The 25,056-nt window shown below is 51.9% G+C and carries 23 protein-coding genes and 4 riboswitches; of the genes, 10 read left to right on the forward strand and 13 right to left on the reverse strand.

What is annotated here, in order from left to right; all coding sequences use genetic code 11:
• Window positions 1–151 precede the first annotated feature (151 nt).
• Window positions 152–319: a hypothetical protein gene (locus AB4Z33_RS00080; protein WP_442047922.1), complete on the forward strand. Its 168-nt coding sequence runs from the start codon at window positions 152–154 to the stop codon at window positions 317–319.
• Window positions 320–582: 263 nt separating this feature from the next.
• Here AB4Z33_RS00080 and AB4Z33_RS00085 read toward each other — a convergent pair whose 3' ends face one another.
• Entirely contained in the window at window positions 583–993 is a 411-nt protein-coding gene (locus AB4Z33_RS00085; RefSeq protein ID WP_442047923.1) for a gamma-glutamylcyclotransferase family protein, read from the reverse strand.
• A 126-nt stretch (window positions 994–1,119) separates the two neighbouring features.
• Between AB4Z33_RS00085 and AB4Z33_RS00090 the strand changes: the two genes are divergently transcribed.
• Window positions 1,120–2,004 (forward strand): helix-turn-helix domain-containing protein, encoded by an 885-nt coding sequence (locus AB4Z33_RS00090; protein ID WP_442047924.1) that lies wholly within the window; start codon window positions 1,120–1,122, stop codon window positions 2,002–2,004.
• A 104-nt stretch (window positions 2,005–2,108) separates the two neighbouring features.
• Entirely contained in the window at window positions 2,109–3,401 is a 1,293-nt protein-coding gene (locus tag AB4Z33_RS00095; protein ID WP_442047925.1) for a glycoside hydrolase family 27 protein, read from the forward strand.
• A gap of 321 nt (window positions 3,402–3,722) precedes the next feature.
• Here the strand turns inward: AB4Z33_RS00095 and AB4Z33_RS00100 are convergent, their stop codons facing one another.
• Window positions 3,723–4,520, reverse strand: coding sequence for a LamB/YcsF family protein (locus AB4Z33_RS00100; protein ID WP_442047926.1), 798 nt, complete (start codon window positions 4,518–4,520; stop codon window positions 3,723–3,725).
• A 21-nt stretch (window positions 4,521–4,541) separates the two neighbouring features.
• Entirely contained in the window at window positions 4,542–6,467 is a 1,926-nt protein-coding gene (gene pxpB, locus AB4Z33_RS00105; RefSeq protein ID WP_442047927.1) for a 5-oxoprolinase subunit PxpB, read from the reverse strand.
• Between the two features lie 165 nt (window positions 6,468–6,632).
• On the opposite strand from pxpB, the gene AB4Z33_RS00110 reads away from it, so the two are divergent.
• Window positions 6,633–8,012, forward strand: a complete 1,380-nt coding sequence (locus AB4Z33_RS00110; protein WP_442047928.1) for a Glu/Leu/Phe/Val family dehydrogenase — start codon at window positions 6,633–6,635, stop codon at window positions 8,010–8,012.
• Between the two features lie 74 nt (window positions 8,013–8,086).
• On the opposite strand, the gene AB4Z33_RS00115 is transcribed toward AB4Z33_RS00110, so the two are convergent.
• On the reverse strand, window positions 8,087–9,418 hold the full coding sequence (locus AB4Z33_RS00115; RefSeq protein ID WP_442047929.1) for a VWA domain-containing protein: 1,332 nt from the start codon (window positions 9,416–9,418) through the stop codon (window positions 8,087–8,089).
• Window positions 9,419–9,569: 151 nt separating this feature from the next.
• On the opposite strand from AB4Z33_RS00115, the gene AB4Z33_RS00120 reads away from it, so the two are divergent.
• A complete protein-coding gene (locus AB4Z33_RS00120; protein ID WP_442047930.1) occupies window positions 9,570–9,872 on the forward strand; it encodes a hypothetical protein in 303 nt (100 codons plus the stop codon).
• A 360-nt stretch (window positions 9,873–10,232) separates the two neighbouring features.
• Here the strand turns inward: AB4Z33_RS00120 and AB4Z33_RS00125 are convergent, their stop codons facing one another.
• A complete protein-coding gene (locus AB4Z33_RS00125; RefSeq protein ID WP_442047931.1) occupies window positions 10,233–11,195 on the reverse strand; it encodes an aldolase catalytic domain-containing protein in 963 nt (320 codons plus the stop codon).
• Window positions 11,196–11,447: 252 nt separating this feature from the next.
• On the opposite strand from AB4Z33_RS00125, the gene AB4Z33_RS00130 reads away from it, so the two are divergent.
• Both AB4Z33_RS00130 and AB4Z33_RS00135 read left to right on the forward strand, forming a co-directional pair.
• The gene (locus tag AB4Z33_RS00130; protein WP_442047932.1) at window positions 11,448–12,221 is read left to right on the forward strand and encodes a DUF4358 domain-containing protein; all 774 of its coding nucleotides are present in this window, start codon (window positions 11,448–11,450) and stop codon (window positions 12,219–12,221) included.
• A 17-nt stretch (window positions 12,222–12,238) separates the two neighbouring features.
• On the forward strand, window positions 12,239–13,018 hold the full coding sequence (locus AB4Z33_RS00135) for a DUF4358 domain-containing protein (protein ID WP_442047933.1): 780 nt from the start codon (window positions 12,239–12,241) through the stop codon (window positions 13,016–13,018).
• 386 nt (window positions 13,019–13,404) lie between these two features.
• Here the strand turns inward: AB4Z33_RS00135 and AB4Z33_RS00140 are convergent, their stop codons facing one another.
• Together AB4Z33_RS00140 and AB4Z33_RS00145 are read right to left on the reverse strand one after the other, a co-directional pair.
• The gene (locus AB4Z33_RS00140) at window positions 13,405–14,169 is read right to left on the reverse strand and encodes a GTP cyclohydrolase II (RefSeq protein WP_442047934.1); all 765 of its coding nucleotides are present in this window, start codon (window positions 14,167–14,169) and stop codon (window positions 13,405–13,407) included.
• 43 nt (window positions 14,170–14,212) lie between these two features.
• The gene (locus tag AB4Z33_RS00145) at window positions 14,213–14,977 is read right to left on the reverse strand and encodes a dioxygenase family protein (protein WP_442047935.1); all 765 of its coding nucleotides are present in this window, start codon (window positions 14,975–14,977) and stop codon (window positions 14,213–14,215) included.
• Between the two features lie 164 nt (window positions 14,978–15,141).
• On the opposite strand from AB4Z33_RS00145, the gene AB4Z33_RS00150 reads away from it, so the two are divergent.
• The gene (locus AB4Z33_RS00150) at window positions 15,142–15,453 is read left to right on the forward strand and encodes a winged helix-turn-helix transcriptional regulator (protein WP_337099703.1); all 312 of its coding nucleotides are present in this window, start codon (window positions 15,142–15,144) and stop codon (window positions 15,451–15,453) included.
• Between the two features lie 55 nt (window positions 15,454–15,508).
• Here the strand turns inward: AB4Z33_RS00150 and AB4Z33_RS00155 are convergent, their stop codons facing one another.
• The 6 genes from AB4Z33_RS00155 to AB4Z33_RS00180 form a co-directional block, all read right to left on the reverse strand.
• Window positions 15,509–17,797 (reverse strand): universal stress protein, encoded by a 2,289-nt coding sequence (locus AB4Z33_RS00155; protein WP_442047936.1) that lies wholly within the window; start codon window positions 17,795–17,797, stop codon window positions 15,509–15,511.
• Window positions 17,798–17,823: 26 nt separating this feature from the next.
• A complete protein-coding gene (gene kdpC, locus AB4Z33_RS00160; RefSeq protein WP_337099705.1) occupies window positions 17,824–18,432 on the reverse strand; it encodes a potassium-transporting ATPase subunit KdpC in 609 nt (202 codons plus the stop codon).
• A gap of 35 nt (window positions 18,433–18,467) precedes the next feature.
• Window positions 18,468–20,501: a potassium-transporting ATPase subunit KdpB gene (kdpB, locus tag AB4Z33_RS00165; RefSeq protein WP_442047937.1), complete on the reverse strand. Its 2,034-nt coding sequence runs from the start codon at window positions 20,499–20,501 to the stop codon at window positions 18,468–18,470.
• 18 nt (window positions 20,502–20,519) lie between these two features.
• Window positions 20,520–22,199: a potassium-transporting ATPase subunit KdpA gene (gene kdpA, locus AB4Z33_RS00170; protein WP_442047938.1), complete on the reverse strand. Its 1,680-nt coding sequence runs from the start codon at window positions 22,197–22,199 to the stop codon at window positions 20,520–20,522.
• A gap of 15 nt (window positions 22,200–22,214) precedes the next feature.
• Complete coding sequence (gene kdpF / locus AB4Z33_RS00175; protein ID WP_442048104.1) at window positions 22,215–22,292, reverse strand: K(+)-transporting ATPase subunit F; 78 nt, start codon at window positions 22,290–22,292, stop codon at window positions 22,215–22,217.
• 142 nt (window positions 22,293–22,434) lie between these two features.
• Window positions 22,435–22,830, reverse strand: a complete 396-nt coding sequence (locus AB4Z33_RS00180) for a hypothetical protein (RefSeq protein ID WP_442047939.1) — start codon at window positions 22,828–22,830, stop codon at window positions 22,435–22,437.
• Window positions 22,831–22,958: 128 nt separating this feature from the next.
• A riboswitch (cyclic di-AMP (ydaO/yuaA leader) is annotated at window positions 22,959–23,141 on the reverse strand.
• A 26-nt stretch (window positions 23,142–23,167) separates the two neighbouring features.
• Window positions 23,168–23,374, reverse strand: a riboswitch (cyclic di-AMP (ydaO/yuaA leader).
• 397 nt (window positions 23,375–23,771) lie between these two features.
• Window positions 23,772–23,931: riboswitch (cyclic di-AMP (ydaO/yuaA leader) on the forward strand.
• 5 nt (window positions 23,932–23,936) lie between these two features.
• Here AB4Z33_RS00180 and AB4Z33_RS00185 point away from each other — a divergent pair.
• A complete protein-coding gene (locus tag AB4Z33_RS00185) occupies window positions 23,937–24,332 on the forward strand; it encodes a hypothetical protein (protein WP_442047940.1) in 396 nt (131 codons plus the stop codon).
• Between the two features lie 65 nt (window positions 24,333–24,397).
• Window positions 24,398–24,568, forward strand: a riboswitch (cyclic di-AMP (ydaO/yuaA leader).
• A 5-nt stretch (window positions 24,569–24,573) separates the two neighbouring features.
• Window positions 24,574–25,005 (forward strand): hypothetical protein, encoded by a 432-nt coding sequence (locus AB4Z33_RS00190; RefSeq protein ID WP_442047941.1) that lies wholly within the window; start codon window positions 24,574–24,576, stop codon window positions 25,003–25,005.
• Window positions 25,006–25,056: the final 51 nt, after the last annotated feature.

Genomic DNA, 25,056 nt, shown 5'->3' on the forward strand with positions numbered 1-25,056 from the left:
GCTCACCTTTTGCTGCCCGATAACAAGAGGACGTATAAATTTCACTGAAATCGCCGATGCTCATAAATGATACCAATGGCGGTTGCCGTCCATTAACGGCGTAAGCTGACGCGGCTATGCTGCTAAACTTCGAATAGGGATGTGTGATTTGATGTCAGAAAAGCCTTATCAGCTCGCCCGCTTTGGCGAGCAGGCGGATGCGCTTGACTCGATTCGCAAGCTGGAACAAAAGCTTAGTGAGGATTATGGCTCAACGGTTGCGTTGGTTGCTTACGCCGAAGCCGACCATTCAGACGGCAAGCGGCAAGCAGGGGAATAAGGGAATAACCGGCTAATGAGAGATCTGCTCTCGTGTACGCCGGTTTTTTTGTTTCGGACTGGCCGTCTGTCTGAGCCTTAGTCTAAGTTGGATAATTGCACTACCTTTCCTTCAATAAGCTTCAATTCAGCCACTTCAGCAAAGAGTTGCTGCATAAATCCAGTATAGCCGATAATTGCTTCTTTTAAGTGGGCTCTATCATGCAGGAATCCAACATAGCAACAGCCAGCAAACCACTGCCTCTTCCAATACCAATAATGCAGTTAATTCCTATCCCCACATGAAACACTTGAACGATAATCCGGCCAATACGGCTCCTCTATCCTTGGACAGCCTCTGTCGTCGCTCCAAACGTAGATCCACCCCGCCAGCTCTGGGCGATAAGCATCCCGCACCCATACCCGCTCGTAATCGTTACATTCCTCTATGCCGTAAAATTCCTCGAGCTCATCCATCGACGCAAGTCCCGCTCTATCGACGACGATCCACTGACCGCGTATAATACTATTGCGCTGCTTGGCATCGGCATCCCGAACGGCTGCCGGATATGAGCCGCAATCAACCAATCGGCCGAACACTTGTCCCGTTCTTGAAGCTTGTATGAAGCTAGCAACGACGTGATGATTGCTTTCGCCGGGAAGAAGCGTTCCATAAATAAATACTTGAATGCTCATAAATGCTGTTCACACCTGTCCATACGAGTGTATTGCGTATTTGATGCTATCATCATAAGGGTCAGTGATTGATACGACAAGCTGTAATAATAAGCTCCCCCATGCAGGCAAGGAGGTTCATCAATAGTGGCTCATTCGCAACCTTACGGCGTATACGGCTACCGATTCCAAGATTCGCCGCAGCTCCCGATCTACCAGTTGTTCGCAGTTGGACATCAGCAAATTAGTGATCCCGAGTATTCTTGGGACGGCATGAAGCGGATTGATGGACCGCTCTATTTACTCCAATATACGGTGTCGGGCTTCGGCCGATACCGTCTTGGCGATACAACCTATGAGGTGGGCCCAGGAACGGCTTTCCTGGCCGAAATTCCGGGGGATCATCATTATTACTTGCCTCCCGAAAGCGACAACTGGACATTCTATTTCGTACTCATTCGCCAAGCTAATCTGCAGCCGTTATGGCGAGAGCTTATCGATTCGATTGGTGTAACGCCTCAGCTTGAGGCCGGCAGTTCTGCGGTTCGAGCGCTGCAGAGGCTATATTCAGAAGCGCGTATGAACGGTATAAAGAACAGTTATCAGGCATCGTCGTTCGTATATACGCTTATGATGGAGCTGCTGCAAACCAAACATAAGTTACAGAACGAGAGAGAGTCTTGGCCGAGCAGTATTCGTGATGCCGCCTTCCACATGGAATCTTCATTCGCACAGCCTGAGAGCTTGGACGAAATCGCCGCCGTTGTCGGCTTATCCAAATATTACTTTGCTCGGTTGTTTCTTCGGACGACCGGCATGTCGCCGATGGATTACGTCACGAAGCTGCGTATTGAGAAAGCTGTCGAATTGCTGCGCAGCTCGAAGCTGACGGTCGATGAAATTGCCCGAGAGGTCGGCTATGCGAACGGCAGCTACTTTAGCAAAGTGTTCCGTGGCAGAGTTGGTTTTCCGCCAGGTGACTTCAGACTGGCGAAGGAGCTGCCATCCATCGATAGACTGCGATTTGATTGAGCAATATTTTACATACGAACGCAATAAAATAGGCTAGCCACAGGGTAATGATTCGTTCTACGATATTGGCATAGAGCAATATTACGATAGAGAGGGCGATCATTGTGGTAACAAGCGCGAAGAAACATCATCAGTATGCGGCAACGCCGCCGCTCGGCTGGAATAGCTGGGACTGCTACGGGGCTGCGGTTAGAGAAGAAGAAATTAGAGGCAATGCGGAATATATGGCCGAGCATCTGAAGCCATTCGGCTGGGAATATGTCGTCGTCGACATTCAATGGTACGAGCCCGGCGCGGTGTCTTCGCATTACCGCCAGTTCGTTCCGCTGGAAATGGACGCATATTCGCGGCTTATGCCTTCGGTTGAACGTTTCCCGTCTGCCGCTGGCGGACAAGGCTTCAAGCCGTTGGCTGATTATGTGCATAGCTTAGGCCTGAAGTTCGGCATCCATATCATGCGGGGCATTCCGCGCCAAGCGGCACATGCCGATACACCGGTGCTGGGAACGACGGCAACGGCCCGCCAGATCGCGCACCCGAACTCGATCTGCCCGTGGAACACCGATATGTACGGCGTTGATGCATCGAGAGACGGCGCTGCGGCGTACTACAATTCATTGTTCGACCTGTACGCTTCTTGGGGCGTTGATTTCGTCAAAGTCGATGACATCGCCGCATCGCGGCTATACGGCATTCATTTGCCAGAGATCGAGCTGATCCGCTCGGCGATCGAGCAGTGCGGACGGCCGATGGTGCTTAGCCTCTCGCCAGGACCCGCGCCGCTTGCGCATGCGGAGGAGCTTGCCGCAAATGCTAATATGTGGCGGATGACCGACGATTACTGGGACATCTGGCATTTGCTCTACAATATGTTCGAGCGCTGCGAGAAGTGGGCTCCGCATGTAGCGGAAGGACGATGGCCGGACTGCGACATGCTTCCGCTCGGGCATCTCGGCATCCGCTCGGTTGACGGCGGCGGCAGCGACCGCTGGACGAGATTCACGCGAGACGAGCAGCTTACGATGATGTCGCTTTGGTCGATCTTCCGTTCGCCGCTTATGTTCGGCGGCGAGCTTCGCGATAATGACGACTGGACACTGTCGCTCATTACGAACGAAGAAGTGCTGGAGCTGCATCGCAACAGCCGCGGAGCGCGGCAAGTATTGCGCGACGGTGATCGTATCGTATGGGCCTCGCAAGGCGAGAACGATACAACCTATGTCGCTTTGTTCAACGCAGGCGAAGCGTCGGACAATGTATCGGTCAGCTTGGAGCAGCTTGGTCTTTCTGCCCCCGTGCAGGGACGTGATCTGTGGAAGCGCGAGAGCCTTGGAACGCTGGATCAGCTATCCTTTCAGTTGCCGCCTCACAGCTCGCTACTGCTTAAGCTGAATTAATCGTAGCATGTGCTTGCTGGCGTTACGGACTCCAGCGACACTTAGCCGTCGACAAGCGATCCTATTGCAGAGTTGCGGACTGAGGAGTCATTAAATAGTCGTTTTTCTACAAAACTTGACTCTTTAGTCGCAGATAGCGTTTATACGGTCCGTTACACTCCCAATTGCGGCTTATAGATTGCAGTTAGCGTCACTACAGTCCGTACGAACACATTGAGTATAGAAACAGAAAGCAGCCCGCCTTGAACTGCACCCCATTTGTTAGACACGACTAACAATGGAAGTGCGGATCATTGGAGGGCTGCTTTTTTGCTTTGTATCCTATTGCGGTGCGCGAAGAGCGATGCCGGCTGCAAGCAAAGCGCTGCTAATGCTTTGCGCGAACGCGGCTGCATGCGGGCCGTCGCCGTGCAGGCAGATCGTGCCGGCCTCGATGGCGATTTCATCGCCGCTCGCCGTATAAGCTTTGCCTTCCGCGGCCATCGAGACGGCCTGTCTGACGGCCGCTTCCGTGCTGGCCAGCAGCGCGCCCGGCTGGCTGCGCGGCGTTAATGTACCGTCCGCCAAGTACGTGCGGTCGGCGAATACTTCGGAGACAGCGCCAAGTCCTTGGCGCCTAGCCTCGTCAAGAAGCAGGCTGCCGGAGCCGCCGAAGACGAGCAGCCGCTTGTCGATATCGGCTGCGGCTTTCACAACGGCTGCAGCAATCTCTTGATCGCGTCCGGCCATATGGTAGAGCGCGCCGTGCGGTTTTACATGGCTTAGCCTTCCTCCAGCCGCTTGCACAAAAGCGGATAATGCCCCAACCTGATAAACAACGTAATCATAAGCCTCGCTAGCGGTTATGCTCATCTCGCGACGTCCGAAGCCGATCCGATCCGGCAAGCCCGGATGCGCGCCAAGCGCAACACCTGCCGCCAGCGATTTCTCGGCAGCAAGGCGCATCGTATGCGGATCGCCTGCATGGAAGCCGCAGGCGATGTTGACGCTTGTGACATACCGGAGCAGCTCGTCGTCCTGCCCGAACGAATACGCGCCGAACCCTTCTCCGAAATCGCAGTTGAGATCGACGGCTTTGACGGCTGCCGACCCTGTCGTACTATCTAATCGATCTTTCATCGATGCATTCCTCTCCTGTTCCTATGACAAACGGCAGCGTATCGCAATTGCGAGCTGACGCAGCTCCAGCTCGCGGGATATTGCCAGCCGCTGCGTCTCTTCAAGCGATACATGCCGGAAGCGAATCGTATCGCCGGGTTTCGCTTGCCCGAGCAGCGGCAGATCGACGCTGGCGACATGCGCAATCTTGGGGTAGCCGCCGGTCGTCTGGCAATCGGCGGCTAGCACGATCGGGGCGCCGCCGGAAGGCACCTGGACGGCGCCGGGCGTTACCCCATGCGAGCGGAGCTCCGCATGGGCAGAGCGTTCGAGAGGGCTGCCGTCCAAGCGGCAGCCCATACGGTCCGAGTCGTGAGCGACGCGGTAGCGCTCCCGATAAAGAGCTGTTCGGGCAGCTTCGCTGAACTGCCCGAATTCGCTGCCCGGCATCGCGCGAAGCTCGATGCCGTCCTCGTCGCTGCCGCCGCCATAGGCAAGCGGCTGCGCGAACCACGGCGCGGCCGCCCAGCACCCTGGGCGGGCGGCCATCGCCGCGATCCATGCGGCTGCCCACCGCGAAGCGGCAGCCGCTCCAGCTGCGCCGCACGGCACGACGTCGCCGGCGGCAAGCCGCCGCCCGCCGAGGCCGCCGAGCCCGGCGCGCGCATACGTGCTGCGGCTGCCCAGCACCTCGGGCACGCCGATGCCTCCGKCAACCGCGATATACGCGCGGCAGCCGCTCAGCGCACTGCCGAAGCGGAGCACGGCGCCGCTTCGCACGAACACCGGCCGCCACATCGGCAGCTCTTCGCCGTCGATTGTCGGCGCCATATACGCGCCGCATACGGCGATCAGCATATCGTCCTGCGCCACCAGCTCCGGCCCGATAAGCGTCAGCTCGAGCGCCGCCGCATTCGCCTCATTGCCAACGAGCATATTGGCAAGCCGCAGCGAATAGCTGTCAATCGCGCCGCCTGCCGGCAAGCCGATTGATCGATATCCTGCCCTGCCTAAATCTTGTATCGTCGTATGTAAGCCTGCTTTACTGATACGAAAACCTGCACCATCATCGGATGCACCAGTCTCAATATTGTGCATTCGTCCATCTCTGGCATCATCGCTCCGTGAATCAGCACCAGTCTGTTCATCCCTCCACGCCGCGTCCCTTACCGGCACGAATCGAACCGTATCTCCCGCCCGCAGCAAGGAAGGCTCGCTGCGCTGCGCATCGAATAGCTTCACAGGCGTGCGTCCGATCAACTGCCAGCCTCCCGGCGACGCAAGCGGATAAACGCCCGTCTGCCCGCCTCCTATGCCAACCGAACCCGCCTCTACACGTAAGCGCGGGACAGCTTTGCGCGGCTGAGCGAGCGACTCTGGCAATCCGATCAAATACGGAAAACCCGGCATGAAGCCAATCATCGCCACTTTATATTCAGCCTCGGCATGCCTCCTGCACACCTCATCCTCCGTCATTCCCGCATGTGCAGCCGCCTCGGCCAGATCCGGACCAAATTCGCCGCCGTAGCAGACCGGGATCTCAACTATCCTTGTTTTCACTGTTGAAACGCGCCATTCCCGGCTTATAATCTCCCGTAACCTCTGCTCGGCAAGCTGATACGGCAAAAGGTCCGTCAACCTGTCGTTCCATCCGGCGGCATCCGTCGCCTTTTCTTCCCGCCAGAGCAAATCCGGATCGTATACCACCGTTACGCTCGTATAAGCAGGAACGATATCCAGCATCCATCGTTCTCGGCTCGCACCTAATTGATCGGCAAGCGCCGCGAACTCTGTCCAATCCGCTTCGACTCCAAACTCACCAGCTTCCAGGACAATCGCGCTGTCCCCCAGCGGATAGAAGCGCATCCGTTCATCGTCCGACTTGACTTGCAGTCCGGCGAACTCCTTTTCAACCATGCCGCCATCCTCCCGCCTGCCGCTCTTATACGGATACATCGATTTTGACATACCTTTTCGCCGTATAGCAACTGTTATTCCTCGTATTCGCAAGCGGCTCCGCTTAGCCGTTTTTGGTTAAACGCTTCCAAGTATGGTACACTCAAATGGAGTATTTTTCCTCATACTATAACGTTAAGTGTTAGCTGCACTAACACTGAAGGAGGTCGTCTGCCCATGGCAAGCCAAACAGGAGCCATCGTACAGCAATCTTTGAATGTTTTAACGGGAGATCAGTCATTTCTGCCAAATTTGCAGGAGAAGGAGCGTGAGCAAGCTTTCAAGTCGCTGGCTGCAATCCTATCCACTCCGAATAAAGTTCATAAAGCTTTTCTGAGAATTACGGTCGAAGACGGCAGCGTTGTCCGCATTCCGGCTTACCGCATACAGCATAACGACACACTCGGCCCTTACAAAGGCGGCATCCGCTTCCATGAATCGGTGAACGAGGACGAGGTAACGAATCTCGCTGCACTGATGACGCTTAAGAACGCGCTTCACGAAGTTCCGTTCGGAGGCGGCAAAGGCGGCGTGGTCATTAACCCGCGCAAGTATTCCGTCAAAGAGCTGTATCTTATTTGCAAAAAATATGTCCAATACTTCAGCGATGTGCTCGGACCGGACAAAGACATTCCAGCACCCGATATGGGAACGGGCGAGCGCGAAATGGACTGGATGATGGCCGAATACAAGAGCATCCATCCCGGTCAGCCATACCTCGGCAGCTTTACAGGCAAAAGCATCGTAAGCGGAGGTTCGCTTGGCCGCAGGGAAGCGACAGGCAAAGGCGTGTACTTCACATTCCGCTACCTGCTGCACGACTTCCTGAATGAGCAGAGCGATTGGCTCGCGGGAAGCTCGAACCCGTACGCTCAGACGGCGCTTGCACATACGAACAGACCGTTGTCGATTGCGGTACAGGGCTTCGGCAATGTCGGCTCGGTCGCCGCGCTTGAAGCTTACAAATGTCCGTATCTCCACAACAAGGTCGTGGCCGTCAGTGACCGCAACGTCACCTTGTTTAATGCGGAGGGCTTATCCATTCCGGTACTGATCGAATATGCCGCCAATAACCAAGGCGATCTTCCTTCTACGCCAGAGAGCTTGAAGGAGCTTGGCATTCGTGCCGACATTCTCGAGCGCGAGGCTGTCCTTTACCTCGACGTTGACGTCCTGATGCTCGCTGCGTTGGAAGAACAGATCCGCGCCGACAATGTGTCCAAAGTGAAAGCCCGTATCGTCGTGGAAGGCGCCAATGCTCCAGTTACCGGCGAGGCCGACGATGTATTGAATGCGAACGGCACGATCGTCATTCCCGACATACTTGCCAACGCAGGCGGCGTTATCGTGTCTTATTTCGAATGGCTCCAGGGACGCGAGACGCAATTCTACACAGAAGAAGAAGTCTACAATCTTCTCTATACCAAAATGCAAAAAACATTAACCGGCATACTGCCCGCTTATTTCGGAGAGCCTACACCGCTTCGTCAAAGCTGTTACAATCATGCCGTAACGAAGCTGTCCACCTCTCTGTATCGCCAAGGCAAGCTATACTAATTAAAGATAATAAGAAGGGCTATTCCACGGCAGCCAAGTCGCCGCTTAGGAATAGCCCTCTTCTATATCAGATTTTACTCCTGCACGTAGCGATTAATGACCTCTACCAGTAGATCGTTCAGCAGCTTCACCTCATATTCGCCGACTGCAGGCTCCAAGTGATCGCCGCCAATTCCGCTATCATCCGTCAGGAACAAGTATGTCCCTCCTGACGCGATAGCCATGAATCGGAGCAAATATTCCGTATCGACGTCTATTCCGCTTGAGGCGACGGGAATAACGCGGACGCCCTGCTTCGCCGCGTCTAGTATCAACTGCTGCACTTCATCTATGATTTGCGGATCGCTGTGCGGGGGAGCATCCAGCACGAGGAACAGCAGCCTCGCCCTTGCCTCTTTACTCCATTCATGGTCATGAATCGCATCCCGCAGCGCCTGATCGACTGCCTCCGGGAAGTCACCGCCTCCGCGTGCATTTTCCTTCGTAATCCATCCGGTCACCGTATCCACGTTCGTGACGAACGGATGCGGCTTCACGATATAATCATCATGCTTATCCCGGTAAAAGTTGGCGCTCAGACGGATATCCAGCTGGTTCGCATGCTCCTCGGACACTCTTCGAATGACGTCCTTCAGCTCAGCGCCCAAGTAGTTAAGCTCATCCTCCATCGAACCCGTCGTATCGACGACGAACATCACATCGACCTGATCGGACAAAGAAGCACCGCTTTCGCTGCCAAGATCAACCTTGACGACGCCTTGCTTCGTAATATCTATATTTTCTAACCGCTTGTTCTGTTGCCCGGCTCTCGCCTCGATGACGTATTCGCTCTGGCGTCTGTTCTCTTGCCCGTCGAACAAGCCGGCGAATACATAAGCTCTTCCTTCTGTGTTCGTCCGGGCTTCCCAAAGCGGTTGCCCGCCTTGCATCACCTTTACCTCCGCGTCGGCAACTGCCTTGCCGTTCGCAGTCACCACAACCTCAACACGGTGGAACGCAGCGAAGGACCACGCGCGCAAGCTGCTGTCGCCCTCTTGGCTATTAAGCAGATTGCCGAACCGCTCCCATGCGGCGAGATCATCCCATTCTCCCGCGGTCAACTGACCAGCCTGAACTTCCTTGTCTTGCGAGCCATAACCGCGCTTGTCTTTGTTCTCTTTGCGATTACTAGTATCGGACTTCGACGACGTCGACTCTTCAGAGCTCGGCTCCGACGTATCGTGATCGCCTCCGTTCGCGGACTCCCCTGCTTCAGTCGCGCTTTCGCTGCTGCCTCGATTACCTGTGCCTTCGTCATTTGAGCTGCTCGATGAGCAGCCGCCGAGCAGCCAGACGAGCATCGCTATGCCAACCAGCATCGCAGCCGTTTTACCAATAGACCTTCTGAACGAATGAGCATTATTCATTCCTTCAACCCCTTTTTATCTATTTGGTTATCAAACGGCCTTCGGCTTACAAATGTTGCATATTTCCGCTGATCGTTTTACAATCGGTAACAGACATGAGGCGAGTCCGCGATCGACTGCATCAGCTTCATATTCAAGGAGGACTTCCCTAATGGAAACATTCGAGCTCATCGTAATAGAAATCGCATATCAGCAGCAAACCAGACATTTATCATTCACTTCAGCAGGTCTCGTTCTCGTCACTGATTACGGCGACCGGCTATGGTATATCGATGTCGTAGGCATCGGCGAAGTAGATTTGCTTGCCTGGTTCGGACAATCGGAGGACATCGGCGTTGAAGTAACGGCTGTCGCTGTTAACGGCACGACCTTCCGCGGCAAAGGTTATTTGCATCCGAATGAGCCGCATCAAGCAGCGGCAATCCGCGGTGACGGCGAACTATTCTCGCAATAATCAATCGCAGTCAGACTACGGCCTCTAGCACCAGAAACCTTCAACAGGGAGATGATCGAAATAACTGGAATTTCTCCCGTTATTGCGTCTCTCCCTGTCGGTTTATATGAGTTAGATGGAATATCTCCCGTTAATTTCTCCGGTTATCGGTCAAATCTGTGTAATATTCAAAATTAACAGGAGGAACTCCCGTTATTCGATACTTTTAGGGAGATTCTCCTTTATTAACTGGAGATATTCCCTTTATTTCAAACAGAGATGACTTGTTTGTTCGTTCATCTAGATCGAGCCATCAACAAAGAAAAACCGTCCAACCAGCGTCAATTCACTGGTCGAACGGTTTTTTCTCATTCTTAAAGCTTATTTGCCGTGAGCGATTTCCGGAGTCGTCAGACGGTCGTAGAAATCGACGCCTTTGTCTCTGTCATCCGAATCACGAAGCGCCATTGCCGAGCGTGGGTGCTCGTCAAGAATGCCTGTGATCATGTAAGGGATAATGTAGCCCCACTCTTCCTTCTCGCGGAGAGAAATCATGTATTTCTCGATCATATCGAGAACTGGGCGAATGTTGTATTTCGTGTTTTGCAATTCAGCAACAAGCAATTCCGTATTGCAGTTGCCCGCTGCGCGGCCCATGCCGTATACGGAGGAGTCAAGCAGCTCAACGCCCTTCTCGGCAGCAAGCAATGTGTTCGCGTAAGCAAGCTGAAGGTTGTTGTGCGCATGAACGCCCAGACGTTTGTTCGGCAAGTGCTGTTGGAACTTCTGTACGAGGTAAGTCATATCGTTAGGCTTCAGGCTGCCGTACGAGTCCACGATGTACACAACATCTACAACGCTCTCGTCGATCAGCTTGAACGCTTCAATAAGCTGGTTCTCCATTACGTTGGAGAGTGCCATAATGTTAAGCGTCGTTTCGTATCCGCGGTCGTGGAATACTTTCACAAGCTCAAGCGCTTTGTCTACGTCTTGGATGTAGCAAGCGACGCGGATAAGATCAAGCAGGCTCTCGCTGCGCGGAAGGATATCATTTTCGTCTACACGACCGATATCAACTAATGCGGACAGCTTCGTATTTCCTTTGTTCGGAATGACTTTTTTCAAGAAATCGTCGTCCAGGAAACGCCAAGGTCCAGCGCTTTCAGCGCCTTTAAGCAGCTTTGGCGAGTTTTTGTAGCCGATTTCCATATAGTCGACGCCAGCTTCATTCAAGCTTTGGTACAAATATTGAACGAATTCTACGCTGAAATCCCAGTTATTCACGAGTCCGCCGTCGCGGATCGTGCAATCGACAATTTTGCAGTGGCTTGTTTTCGAATGCATGCGTTGTTGCTCCTTTGATTGTGAACAAGAGTTCTTTTTTTCTTATCATCATACTTGAAATAAAGAGCGAACGCAAAATAAATTTGTCGATTTATGGTTGATTTAATCAGCTTTCCGCCTCTACCTTCAAGCCTACATGGATTTGCATCACAGCCGGCATTTTCATTTTCTTCCTGCAATCTTTCTGTACACGCAACCTATTGTCGAATATTGTCGTCTTTAGGTGGAATACATCATTAAGGAGAGAATACCATGTCACAGCACAGCAAGAAATTCACCCGAATAGCAGCATTTTTGATCGCCTTTTCAATCTTAGCAACGGGCTGCGGCAACGCGAGCAACAACGAAGCAGCTGACAATGCATCCTCGGGCAACTCGCAGACTGAGACCCCTAGCGCTACTAACGATCCAGCAGCTACGACTACTCCCGAATTTGAAGCATCCGTCACCGAGGCCCCTGCACCCGACAAGCCTGCTGTGGAGAAAGAGACGGAAACAGCTGCAACCGCCAAACCGACAGCCAAACCGACAGCGAAACCGACGGCGAAACCGACGGCAAAGCCGACGAATAAACCGGCCGCAACAGCGAAGCCGACAGTGAAGCCCGCTGCAACGCCGAAGCCGTCAGAAAAGCCTGCAGCCGTTAAGGTCGCTGATATTATCGCTAAGATTAAAGAAGATGTTGAGCTTCCTATGCTATTTGCAATGGAAGGCGATTATCTCAAAGATATATACGGATTCGATCCGAGCACCCTGTTATCGGATGGCATCTTCATGGGAGGCATGCGAAATAGTTCGGCTGAGCTTACCGTCGTCCAGCTTATGTCCGACAAAGATTACGATGAAGTCGAGAAAGTACTGACAAAGCGCGCGGAAAGCATTAAAAAAACGTTCGAATCCTACTTGCAGGATCAATATGAGCTCGCCGAAAACTATCAAATTATTCGAAACGGCCACTACGTTCTTTTATCGATTTCCGATGATCAGACGGGTGTAGCCAAAGCTTTCAACAGTTTCTTCAAATAGATAAGGAGTAGAACAAAATGAACAAACGTTCTAAAGCAGTAGCAATCATGATTGTGCTTTCATTAATAGTCGTTGGATGCAGCGCGAACGGGAACAATGCCGACGCTCCCTCAACAAATGAAGGCTCCGTAACAGAAGCTCCGGCAACGAACGCTCCTTCTGCTACGGTCGAACCGGCCGCAACGCCAGAGCCAAGCGATAATGCCGGCAGCCCCGAGCCGAGCTTAGCTCCAAGCAATGAGCCGCCAGATGTGCCAAGCGAAAAGCCAACGGCAAAACCGACCACCAAACCGACAGCTAAGCCTACGGCGAAACCAACGACGAAGCCTACGGCAAAACCGACCGCCAAGCCGGCGGCTAAGCCTACGGCAAAGCCAACAGCTAAACCGACGGAAAAGCCTGCCGCTCAGGTGAAGGTATCCGATATTTCGGATAAAATCATGAACGAAATCGATTTGGGCTCGCTAGCCGAAGCGGAAGGAGATCTCATTAAGGATGTTTACGGCATCGACGCTGATACAATGATTAGCGAGGGCTCGTTCAGATACGCCATGATCAACATTAACGTCAGCGAGGTCGCTGTCGTCAAGTTGAAGTCGGACAAGCAATACGAGGCGGTCAAAAAAGGGCTCGAGCAGCGCGCGGAAACAGTCAAAAAATCGTTTGAAAACTATCTTCCGAACCAATACGAGCTGGCCAGCAACTATCAAATCGTTCGAAATGGCGATTATGTCCTATTCTCGATAACGTCGGATCAGAAAAAGGCCGCTGAAATTTTCAACGACTTTTTCAAGTAAAGTCCAGAAGCGATCATTTGTTTTTACAGAAAATCAATTAAGGCGGAGCAAGGTAGCTCCGCCTTTTCTTCATTTTCCGCAATGTTGGACATAAGAGACTGTCGATTCTTTAATGGCTGAGATTACGTTAGCCTGTATTTCATACAGTCTAATTGACCCAAAACACCACAAAATTACTTTTGAGTGGAAATTATACAGCCAAAACCTGCGATTTTAACCTCAGTAACCTTTTTCCGCCCATTTGACTGTACAAAATCCAAACAAACTCTGAAACTTTCTCATTCCCAACCTTTTGATTGGATAATATCCACCCAAAAGGCTAGTGCACCTCTAAGAGAGCCGAATGAATCGACAGTCACCATATTCCAATTAAGGGTTTGCAGCTGCTATCGCGCAATCGTCTCGGACTCCGAGCCCGACACCGACTCTTTGCTGAAGTGGCCCGAACGATTGACCTTCGTATGGAGGTATTTCTCGTTATAAACGGATGGATTGCCCCATAGCGGTACTCGGCGGGCAATGTTCATGCCAGCTTTGCGCAGCGCCTCTACCTTGCGCGGGTTGTTCGTAATGATCGCAACGCTCGCTGGGCGAAGCAGCTTCAGAACGGCAATCGCCTCGCTGTAATCGCGCGAATCGTCGGCGAAGCCAAGCTCAGTATTCGCATCGACGGTATCTAGGCCGTCCTCCTGGAGCAAATAGGCGATCGCCTTGCTGAACAATCCGATTCCGCGGCCCTCGTGGTTAGCCAAATAAAATAACGCGCCTGTGCCATGCTCCGTAATCATCCGCATYGATTGCTTCAATTGGAAGCCGCAGTCGCAGCGCTCGCTGCCGAATATATCGCCCGTGTGGCAAATGCTGTGCATACGTATAATTGCGTCACTCTCATGCTCGAAGTCGCCGTACACAAGAACGCTGGATTGCTGCATCTCTGCATATGAGAATCTATTCAAATCCTCGACAAGCTGCGTTGCAGTCTTTGGTTCGCCTGCTTCCTTGCGAAGCCACGAGTACCACTGGAACATCTTCGTCTCCCCATCCAAATTGACAGGCAGATTAATCGGGCCGACGACGTAAATATCGTTAGCGCCGTTCTCGATCCTTCTTATTTTGTCCTTAATACGGTCTGCAATATGGGATTGAATCATTAGGCGTTTCACCTTCTCTGTAAGATTATAGGATTAGTATGAATTAAAATTGCATCGAAAGATAGCTCAAAGTTCCAAATTCATAATTTCGATATACAATTGTTGGCGCAGTTTCGGGATCGCCGCCTCCAAGCGCAATATATAACGGTACGAAATGCTCGGCGCGCGGGACGGCCATTCGTGCGTGCGGAGCAAGACTGTCGTACTTAAACAACGAATCCGTATCATGCTCGTTCATTTTCTCGATCAGCCAATCGTCAAACTCGACTGCCCAGCTCTCAGGCTCCTTCTGTCCCCATTTGACCGCTCTTAGATTATGAACGGTTACACCGCTTCCAATCAACAAAATATTTTGTGAACTCAAGCTCCGGAGTGCTTCGCCGATCCGGTATTGCTCCTCTGCGGAGCGATATGGATTGACCGACACCTGTACGACAGGTATATCGGCTAGCGGGAACATATGCTTTAGCATCGTCCATGAGCCATGGTCAAGTCCGCGTGTTTCATCGTATGCGACCGGGATGCCTTTATCGCTAAGCAACTTGCCCACTAATGCCGCAACTTTGGTTGATCCCTTGGCCGGGTACTTCACTTGATACAGTTCATCGGGAAAACCGTAGAAGTCATAGATCGTTTCGTATTCGTCATCCTTGGAAGAGATCGTTACAGCTTCGGTCTCCCAATGTGCGGTAAAAATGACGATGGCGTCAGGCTTCATATTGGCGCCTATATGTTGTAGAAAACGGCTATATTCATTTTGCTCGACGGCCAGCATAGGTGAGCCGTGCGCTAAAAATAATGGCTTCATAACGAAGCGCCTCCTTAATTTTCATCCTGCTTATTCACTTACTATTCGTAACTAATTATAGTTTCACAACTAATGATAGTCAAGTAATTAACAGTCAAGAAGTGTGCTTGTATAAAAACTATATAAGGGTTATACTGTGGATGTAGACAAAAGAGGTGATACGAATGGAACAACAGACTCTTTGTCCCCGCTTCGAGAAGGGGATGGATATGTTCAGCAGGCGTTGGACCGGCCTGATCATTTATCAACTATTAGAGGGAACACAACGTTTCTGCACGATACAAAGCGCCTTGCCGATCAGCGGCAGACTATTGTCTGAACGTTTGAAGGAGCTAGAGGCAGAAGGCATTGTCGTTCGTCACGTTTATCCAGACATCCCCGTACGCATAGAATATTCATTAACCGATAAAGGCAAGGCACTCGAGCCGGTCATTCGCGAAATTCAGAAATGGTCGTCGGATTGGCTGCAGCCATAACGTTCTCTACAAAAAAAGACATCCCCCGGTGAGCCATAGCCCGCCAGAAGGATGTCTATTTTGTTTGCCTTGCTACGATCAGCACATCCATATGACGACCAAGCCGCAGCAGTTTGCGAACCGTATTTCCCTTCAGCCAGTTTCCTACCATTGAACGAGCCGGCTGACCGATAACGAGCTGTGTTGCTTTCGCTTGGCTAGCCGCGGTAAGCAGCGTCTCGGCTATATGCTTCTTGCTGGCCGTCAATGACGTCTCAAACTTACCTCCGAGTCGCTCGACCAGCTTCATCACCGAATCTCGTTTGGCGGCGTCGCCGGGCGACCATTCGCTCCTGTCATGAACGTAATGAACACGCCATTCCGCCTTAAGCCGATACGCCGTACGGAATCCTCGTCTGACTAGCTGCTCCGCTCCCGACCGAATATCGACAGCGACGAAAATAATCTCCCGCCTGCGGAGCTCGCCGCGCAGCGTCTGGCGGCGATCCCACGATTCCAGTCTCTCGTCGACATCGTCGGCGACTTCACGCAGCGCTAGCTCCCGAAGGGCGATCAGATTGCCAGTCGAGAAAAAAGCGCCAAGCGCTTGCTCTACCTTTGCCATAGCGTAAATTTTCCCTTCCCGCATACGGCTCTGCAGCATTTGCGGCGTCACGTCGATCAGTTCTACCTGATCCGCCAGCCTGAGGATGGCATCAGGCACTGTCTCCCTGACCCTTACGCCGGTAAGCTGCTCAACGGCGTCGTTTAAGCTTTCAATATGCTGGATGTTCATCGTCGAGATGACGGAGATGCCATGCTCGAGCAGCTGTACGACGTCCTCATAACGCTTCTTGCGCGCGCTTCCCGGCACATTCGTATGCGCCAGCTCATCTACAAGCACGACCTCCGGATTTCTTCGTATGATGGCGTCAACATCCATCTCCTCTAAACTCGTGCCTTTATAAGGGATAACCTGTCGTTCGATAATCGGCAACAAACCGATCTTCCCCAGCGTATCGGCGCGGCCGTGCGTCTCCACGAGACCGATCACGACGTCGACTCCCTTAGCGCGCAGCAAGTTTGCTTCGGCTAGCATCGTATACGTCTTGCCTACGCCTGGCGCCGCTCCGATATATACTTTCAGTTCCCCCCTGCGATACGATGCGATCTGCCGCTCCTTCTCTTCCATGCTGAATCTGCGGAACAGCTCCCGCTTCGAATCCCCCCGTTGCCGAACGGGCATAATTCTCTCCCCTTCATGCTCGGCAAGATCCGCCATGAGCAGCAAGTCGACCTTCTCCAATCGACGCAGAACGCTGTCCGCAAGCGAGCCCTGCAACAGCTGCTGCCAGCGGCTTTTCTTGGAGTGACCCATCACGATACGCGTCGCTTGACGATCTGCCGCATACTGCGCTAAGGCAGCAGGCAGCTTGCGCCTGCGAGGCTGCGGCAGCTCCTCGAAGCTTCCGTCCGCCTTCTCTGTCATCTTCATGATTGAACGTTTAATGGCCTGCTCCACTTTGGACAACGTCTTCCCGGGAGGAACGTAGGCAGCAACAATAAGCTCGCCGTTCAATCTTCTCGCTATTTGCCGCCCCCGCCGCACATACAACGAGCCGTTCACGACGTATTGGGCCGTAACGAGGATCGTCTCCGAAGCCCCGGAGGGACCGCTGAGTCCCTTTTCACCGCGATGTTTCTCCAGCATATCGTTAACACCTTCAGCCACGAGGCGCAGTGACAGCTCCCGCAGTATCGCCAGATTGCCTCGCTGCGCCATAGCCGGATGAGCGGCATCGCCGAGCAGCCCCGCTTCAAACCGTCCGAGCATCGTTTCAGGCGAAACGTCGATGAGTCTAACCTCGTCTGCCAGTTCGAGCGTATCTGCGGGTACGGTATGGGTTGCTTGGATGTCCATCCATTTCAGCACCGTTTCGTCGATTCCGTCGAGCTCGTACACATTGATGGTCGTAATGACGCTTATGCCTCTATCCAATAAAAACTTAACCTCTCCGAGCCGATCGTAGAATCGCGAGCCTGGCCGGTTTATATGAGCAAGCCCGTCTACGAGGACAACCTCGGGATTGCGCTCTACCAGCGCATCAAGATCAACGTCCYCCTGCAACAGGCTAGGCACGCACTCGAGCCCATCCGCAAGCTCTGCCGTTTCCGGTCGAAGCGGTGTCGATAACAAGCCAATGACGACGTCAATACCGTCCTTTTTCAACTGCAAGCCTTCCTGCAGCAAATGATACGTCTTTCCTGATCCGCTTACAGCTCCAATCAATATTTTAAGCCGGCCGCGATGCAGCTTGGAGATGGTCAGCAACAGCTCCTCGGGCGTTTTTCTTTGATACGGCATATATGCCACTCACCTCCAGGGTGATCCTACTTGCCCACAAGTTCAGAGAGCGCCAAATTCAGCTTAAGCACGTTGACGCGTTCTTCGCCAAATACGCCCAAATCCCTGCCTTCCGTATGATCGGCTACAAGCTTCTCAAGCTCGGAGACCGATACTCCCGACAGCTTGCTAATTCTCGGAATTTGAACCGTCGCCGATTGCGGCGTAATATGCGGGTCGAGCCCCGAGCCCGAATTCGTGATCAGCGCAATTGGAAGCTGATCGATCGGTACATCTGGATTATTCGCTATCCAGGCGTCAATCGAAGCTTGCGTCCGTTCAATCAATGCAGGATTGGAAGGCGCATAGTTGTTCGAACCAGAGCCGGCTGCGTTATAATCGATACTCGATACTCGTCCTTGGAAGTAGCTTGGATCAGCGAAGCTCTGTCCGATCAGCTCCGATCCCACCACTTCGCCACTGCTATTTTTAATTAAACTTCCATCCGCTTGTGCGGGGAAGAGCAGCTGCGCTGCTCCCGTGCTTGCGAGCGGATATAAAATGCCGCATAGGATCATAAACACGACGCTGCTGCGCAATGCTACTGTTATGATTGTCAAACCGCTTTTCGAGTTTTGTTTCTCCTCAGTCGCCATTAGGCAAGCCTTCTTTCATCTATATTCGTTAAATGTTAAACCCACAAATGCACGATCAGGTCGATCAGCTTAATCCCTACGAACGGAACGATAACGCCTCCGAGTCCATAGACCAACACGTTGCGGCTCAGCAATCGCGAGGCGCTCATTGCTTTATAGGCAACGCCTTTCATGGCGAGCGGTATAAGCAGCGGTATAATAATCGCATTGAAAATCAACGCCGACAATATAGCAGACATCGGGGAGCCGAGATTCATAATATTAAGCACGCTCATCTGAGGGATAGCGAGCATGAACATAGCGGGAATGATTGCGAAATACTTAGCAATGTCATTCGCGATACTGAATGTCGTAAGCGCCCCTCTCGTCATTAGAAGCTGCTTGCCAATTGCGACTACTTCAATGATTTTGGATGGATCGGAATCCAGATCGACCATATTGGCCGCTTCCTTGGCTGCAGTCGTACCGCTGTTCATAGCTAGGCCGACGTCGGCTTGCGCCAGAGCTGGCGCGTCATTCGTTCCGTCGCCCGTCATCGCGACCATCTTGCCCTCCGCCTGCTCTCGGCGTATGACCGCAATCTTGTCTTCCGGCTTGCTCTCGGCAATGAAGTCGTCAACGCCGGCTTCTCTAGCGATCGTTGCTGCCGTAAGCGGATTGTCGCCCGTACACATGATGGTTTTGATCCCCATCTCGCGCAGTTGATCGAACCGCTCCTTCATGCCCGGCTTGACCGTATCCTTCAAATAGATGACGCCGAACAATTGCTTGTCGACTGCTACCGCAAGCGGTGTACCGCCAAGCGTCGCGATCGTATTCGCGATTTGGTCTGTGTCGGACGGTATCTGTCCGCCCTGCTCGATTACCCATTTCTTGACCGAATCGACGGCCCCTTTGCGAACTCGCCTACCGTCCGGCAAGTCCATTCCGCTCATGCGCGTTTCCGCTTTGAAAGGCACGAATTCTCCGCCCTCAGCAATGGAAGCATCGTAGCTAAGTCCTTGCTTCTTCATCCATTCCAGCACGGATCTGCCTTCCRGCGTCTCGTCCTTGATGGAGCTGATCGCAGCCCACTCCGCTAAAGCCTGCTGATTGACGCCGCCTGCCGCTATAAGCTCGCTTGCCATCCGATTGCCGAACGTAATCGTTCCCGTCTTATCCAAAATCATTGTATTGATGTCTCCTGCGGCCTCGACCGCTTTACCCGACATGGCAAGAACGTTATATTGCGTAACGCGGTCCATGCCGGCAATGCCGATCGCTGACAACAAACCGCCGATCGTCGTTGGAATCAAGCATACCAGCAAAGCAATCAGCACCGGAATTTCCAAGTCGACGCCTACGTATTCCGCAATTGGCTTCAACGTGACAACGACGATTAAAAATATGATCGTCAAGCTCGTCAGCAGCGTATTCAGCGCGATCTCATTCGGCGTTTTTTGCCGCTTGGCGCCCTCCACGAGCGCGATCATCCGATCGATGAACGATTGTCCCGGATCGCTTGTAATTCGGACCTTAATCGAGTCGCTGACGACCTTCGTGCCGCCGGTTACAGAGCTGAAGTCTCCGCCCGCCTCTTTAATAACGGGCGCCGATTCACCTGTGATAGCTGATTCGTCTACCGATGCCAGACCTTCGATGACTTCGCCGTCGCCGGGAATCATCTCGCCTTGAGAGACGACGACGATATCGCCTTTGCGCAGCTCAGGCGAAGATACAACCGTAATCGTACTGCCAACCAGCTTATTGGCGGTCATGTCTTGCTTAGACCTTTTGAGCGAATCGGCTTGCGCTTTACCTCGGCCCTCTGCAATTGCCTCCGCAAAGTTCGCGAACAGCAGCGTAACGAACAGAATGACGAACACGGTCAGATTAAAGCCAACGTTTTGCTTGGCATCGAAATATCCGGGGAATAGGGCCATCAATAGGACGATAACCGTACCGACCTCTACAACGAACATGACCGGATTTTTCATCATAACAATGGGATTCAATTTTATGAAGCTATCCATTACCGCACGTTTGACCGCGCCTGAGGATAGCAATTTATTGGTTTCGTTTCTACTCATCTTCGTTCACCTCATCCGTTAGCGGAGTGTCAAATGTTCGGCTATCGGTCCGAGAACGATAACCGGCAAAAATGTTAAAGCGCCAATCAGCAACACCGTACCTATCAACAGACCAAGGAACAGCTTATTATCCGTGCGGAACGTGCCGATGGTCTCCGGAACCGGCTGCTTGCGTGCAAGCGATCCCGCTACGGCGAGCATCGCGATCATCGAAATGTAACGTCCGAAGAGCATGACAAGTCCGGTGCTAATATTCCAGAAAGGCGTATTATCGCCAAGTCCTTCGAAGCCGGAGCCATTATTGGCAGCCGAGGACGTATACTCGTAGAGCACCTGGCTTATGCCATGGAAGCCCGGGTTGGTAACGGCTGCGTAACCAAGATYCGTCATGAACGCGAGTGCGGTCGGTACAAGGATAATGAACGGATGCGCGAGAATCGCGATGGCGATCAGCTTCATTTCGCGAGGCTCGATCTTCCGTCCGAGAAACTCCGGCGTCCGTCCAACCATAAGCCCGCATATAAACACGGCCAAGATAGCGTACATAAGCATATTAATTAGCCCTACGCCCTTGCCCCCGAATACGACGTTAAGCATCATTTCGGCCAGCGGCACCAGTCCGCCAAGCGGCGTAAGCGTATCGTGCATATTGTTGACCGTTCCTGTCGTCGCAGCCGCCGTCACCGTCGTGAAGAGAGCGGATTGCGCGATGCCGAATCGAACCTCTTTGCCCTCCATGCTTCCCTGCGAGGCGTCGATGCCAAGCGCGGTCATTGCCGGGTTGCCCATCTTCTCGGCGCCATAAGCAACGCCAAGGAATACGAGGAACAAAGTCATCATGGCCGAAAAAATGATCCAGCCCTGCTTTTTATTTTTGGCGAATAAACCGAATGTGTAAGGCAGTGCTGCTGGAAGAACCCACATGCACAAAATTTCGATGACATTCGTTAACGGATTCGGATTCTCGAACGGGTGAGCCGAGTTGACGCCGAAGAAGCCGCCGCCGTTCGTACCGAGATGCTTGATCGATTCCAGCGAAGCGACCGGTCCGATCGCAATTTGCTGCACCGCGCCCTCGAATGTCTTGATCGCGATCGTCGGATCGAGTGTCTGCGGTACTTGCAGCGCAACGAGAACGAGCGTAACGATAAAGGCCAACGGAAGGAAAATTCTCGTATGGGCTTTAACAAAGTCTTCGAAAAAGTTGCCGATCGTTTTTCCTTTGCTCGTAATGCCCCTTACGAACGCGATTGCGACTGAAAACCCGGTTGCAGCGGATGTGAACATCATCATCATGATGACCGCCATTTGCGAAAAATAAGACAAAGCGCTCTCGCCGCTGTAATGCTGCAGGTTCGTATTGGTCATGAAACTGATAATCGTATTAAACGTTAGCGTAGGCTCCATGCTCGCCATGCCGTTCGGATTAAGCGGCAGCGCATGCTGCAGCCGTAGAATCAGATAGCTGAAAGCTACCAAAATAATGTTCGTGGCGATGAAACTGAGCGCATACGTTTTCCAGCTCATGCCCGCTCGATTCTTAAGTCCAATCAACCTGTAAATGAACCGTTCCGATCCTCCATATACTTTATCGAGCCGGTTGGACTCGTTCGAGAATACGTGATACACATACGTTCCGAGCGGCTTCACAAGCAGCAGAAGAACGGCAATGACAATTAATAGCTGCAAAATATCCATCGTTGTTCCTCCTGGTTAAAATTTTTCCGGGTGAATTAAAGCATATAATAGGTAACCGAATACGAGCACCGCAAGCGCTGCTACGATAATCATTCGCCATCGCCCCCCGTTTGCTTAACAGCTCTGTCGCACCAAGCAAGAAAACCATAAAACAATCCGAAGCAAACGATTAAAGTACCAATCATGTACAGATCCATCAAGGCAGTTCCCTCCTGCTATAGACATTTACAAAAAGTTATTTTTTCAATAGAAACCCAATTTCGCCGGTTTGCGAATGTACGATGTGATCTGCGCCAAGACCTTTATATATGACTCTTGGATTCCAATGCGTAGTAATGACGTAGATCGATCTAGACGTCCAATCCCTGCAGCATTGTATGAACCTGCAGCTAAGAGCTAAGCTGCTCTCAAAGATGAATACATCTCCAATGACCTTTTCCGGTATCATCCAACTATTCCTGTCATTAGTATTCACGTATAAAACGTTATTAAGTCCATGCTTACGAAGTTGTCTTTCCTCTAGCTTGCTGTTCGTCAGGACGATGAACGGCAGTCCGCGAAATACCAATGTTTTTATGAATGCTTTGCCAGCTTCATTAAGCCCGGCAACGATAATATGCTCCTCGCCCAACGGCAATCTCCTCCGAATTTCTGTAAAAAGGCAACAAAAAAGAAGCCTGCGGGAAAAGAGGACCTTTCCCCGCGGGCTTCTTCGGAGGCATGGCTAAGGAAGCCATGCCGAATCGGCACTGCGATGGTTGCCTCTCTCGATTACGCTTACGAGGTTAGCTGTCGGATTCGGGCGTGAGAGTCGCCCTACGCAAGGCAGTTAAGCCTTGCGATTCACCCCATGAGCACCTATGCGGCCGACTCCATCGCGGCGCATCGCTCTTTGGTTCCCCCGTTCCCGCAGACTGCTGCGGAACTCAGCGATAAAATAGCAATTAAAAACGAATCGTTGTATCATTCCTCTCTCCAAACCACGCTTACGAGGTTAGCTGTCGGATTCGGGCGGTGAGAGTCGCCCTACTTCGAAGCGGCATCCATGGTGCTGCCTCTTCGAAGATTCACCCCTGCCGTGCTGTCGTCCGACTCTCACATCGTACAAACGCACCGCTTCACATTTGGTTCCCCCGCTTTCCGCTTGCCTCGCGGAAACTCAGCGATCAGTCCATCGCAACTTCAATTGCGAATCCTGTATCGAATCTTACTCCCAGCCAAATTTTATGTAAAGCAGGTCCAGCGTCCATATTGGATAATATAGGAGCTTATAGAGTGATCGTTAACGTTTTCAAAAAGTTATAGCTCGATATTACTCACTTTTTCGCCAATTATCTCTCGTTTTTTGAAATTACATATATGCCTGAATTTCTTATCCAACACGCGCAAGCATGCTTTTTTTCAAATCATAAATAACAGAAGTAAAAACGAGTATTCCATCGAAAAAGCCTCTTTTCATGGATAAAATGATCGTCGCTCCTCTAATTTGCTCTTAGAGCGTCTTGTGCAACAAAATGAACCTTTTACAAATGCTTCGAATCGGTTTAGGATAGACGTCGAGCCGAAAAAGGCATATCATTATCGCTGAATTTGTCCATAGGATAAAGCGGGGGAACCAACAAGAGCAATCGTTCGATTGTTCGAATGGGGTGAATCCGAGGCAATGCCTCGGTAGGGCAGCTCTCTAGTCCGAATCCGTCAGCTAACCTCGTAAGCGAATAGAGGAGAGAATTTCATATGTTCACACAAGCACAAATCGACGAGCCATTACCTTCTTGCACCAACGACTGCCTGGTGCTAATCATTCGAAGAATCGAGATGTTCGTCATTCCTGATTACGACGGTTATTGCGCCGGGTATCGCGTCTGTCTCCATTTAACAACGACTAATGGATTAGGCTGGGGTGAGTTGTTCGTGAATGAAGCAGATAAACCGGCAGACTGGATCAGATGGGGCGGCATGCTGCATCGTTATATAGGTGTGATGCATGCTGAGGAAAGCCTCGTTGACAATCGCATTAACAGTTTGTTCAACGACGCGCTTCTTCACGTTCGGAATGACAAGAGTACGTTAAATCCCGCCAAGAKTGGAGATTTACTGAAGTGCTCCGTTTCCTATATCTCACTGTTTTAAGAGTAAGTTGTCAGAATATTTAGCGAAAAGCATTTACAAATGGTGCGAATAGATTTATAATATACGGCATACTAACGCTGAATTTTTCGTTTGAAAAAGCGGGGGAACCAACGCGAGCCACTACTTGGATCAATCGATCCGCTCGCAAGGGGTGAATCCAAGGATTTGTAACCTTGGTAGGGCGTCTCTCTGTCCGAATCCGACAGCTAACCTCGTAAGCGAAATAAGGAGAGGTTTATTTATGTTGACGAAATCCGATTGTCATCTTTMTTTTCTGTCCGATCAAGATCTTAGTGACAGTCTCACCATCACACGCATCGAGTTGTTCGTTATTCCTGCCCTCGCCGTCGACTCTTCCGGTTATCGCGTATGTCTTCGAATGCTAAGCAACAAAGGGGTCGGCTGGGGTGAATTTTTTGCGCCTGAGTCCGACAGCCAAATCGATCTGAAGCAATGGAGTGAGCCGCTGCGTCAATTCGTCGGAGCTTTCACGGATTCTGCCTCGTTGTATGACTCTCTACTGCCGGCACATGTGGATGGAAGACTCAATGAATTGTTCTGCACCGCGATCGACGATCTTCTCGCTCATACCGACAATCCTACCTTCATCGAAGGCAATACCGAAGAGACAGTACTTAAGAACCGTTCCGTTGCCTATGTGTCCATCCATTAGCGTTTTAGAATGAAGCAAGCCCGCTCCTACAGCGCGAAGGAGCGGGCTTGC

This window comes from Paenibacillus sp. 2TAB19, assembly GCF_052115185.1.
In the GTDB taxonomy this organism is placed as follows: Bacteria; Bacillota; Bacilli; order Paenibacillales; family Paenibacillaceae; genus Pristimantibacillus.

Bases quoted from the DNA above. Each gene is read 5' to 3' on its own strand.
- AB4Z33_RS00110 (WP_442047928.1), top strand. From the start codon at position 6,633: ATGGCAAGCCAAACAGGAGCCATCGTACAGCAATCTTTGAATGTTTTA.
- kdpC (WP_337099705.1), bottom strand. From the start codon at position 18,432: ATGGCGACTGAGGAGAAACAAAACTCGAAAAGCGGTTTGACAATCATA.
- AB4Z33_RS00150 (WP_337099703.1), top strand. From the start codon at position 15,142: ATGGAACAACAGACTCTTTGTCCCCGCTTCGAGAAGGGGATGGATATG.
- AB4Z33_RS00100 (WP_442047926.1), bottom strand. From the start codon at position 4,520: ATGAAAGATCGATTAGATAGTACGACAGGGTCGGCAGCCGTCAAAGCC.
- AB4Z33_RS00080 (WP_442047922.1), top strand. From the start codon at position 152: ATGTCAGAAAAGCCTTATCAGCTCGCCCGCTTTGGCGAGCAGGCGGAT.
- AB4Z33_RS00145 (WP_442047935.1), bottom strand. From the start codon at position 14,977: ATGAAGCCATTATTTTTAGCGCACGGCTCACCTATGCTGGCCGTCGAG.
- AB4Z33_RS00085 (WP_442047923.1), bottom strand. From the start codon at position 993: ATGAGCATTCAAGTATTTATTTATGGAACGCTTCTTCCCGGCGAAAGC.
- AB4Z33_RS00130 (WP_442047932.1), top strand. From the start codon at position 11,448: ATGTCACAGCACAGCAAGAAATTCACCCGAATAGCAGCATTTTTGATC.
- AB4Z33_RS00135 (WP_442047933.1), top strand. From the start codon at position 12,239: ATGAACAAACGTTCTAAAGCAGTAGCAATCATGATTGTGCTTTCATTA.
- AB4Z33_RS00120 (WP_442047930.1), top strand. From the start codon at position 9,570: ATGGAAACATTCGAGCTCATCGTAATAGAAATCGCATATCAGCAGCAA.
- AB4Z33_RS00125 (WP_442047931.1), bottom strand. From the start codon at position 11,195: ATGCATTCGAAAACAAGCCACTGCAAAATTGTCGATTGCACGATCCGC.
- kdpF (WP_442048104.1), bottom strand. From the start codon at position 22,292: ATGATTATCGTAGCAGCGCTTGCGGTGCTCGTATTCGGTTACCTATTA.
- AB4Z33_RS00115 (WP_442047929.1), bottom strand. From the start codon at position 9,418: ATGAATAATGCTCATTCGTTCAGAAGGTCTATTGGTAAAACGGCTGCG.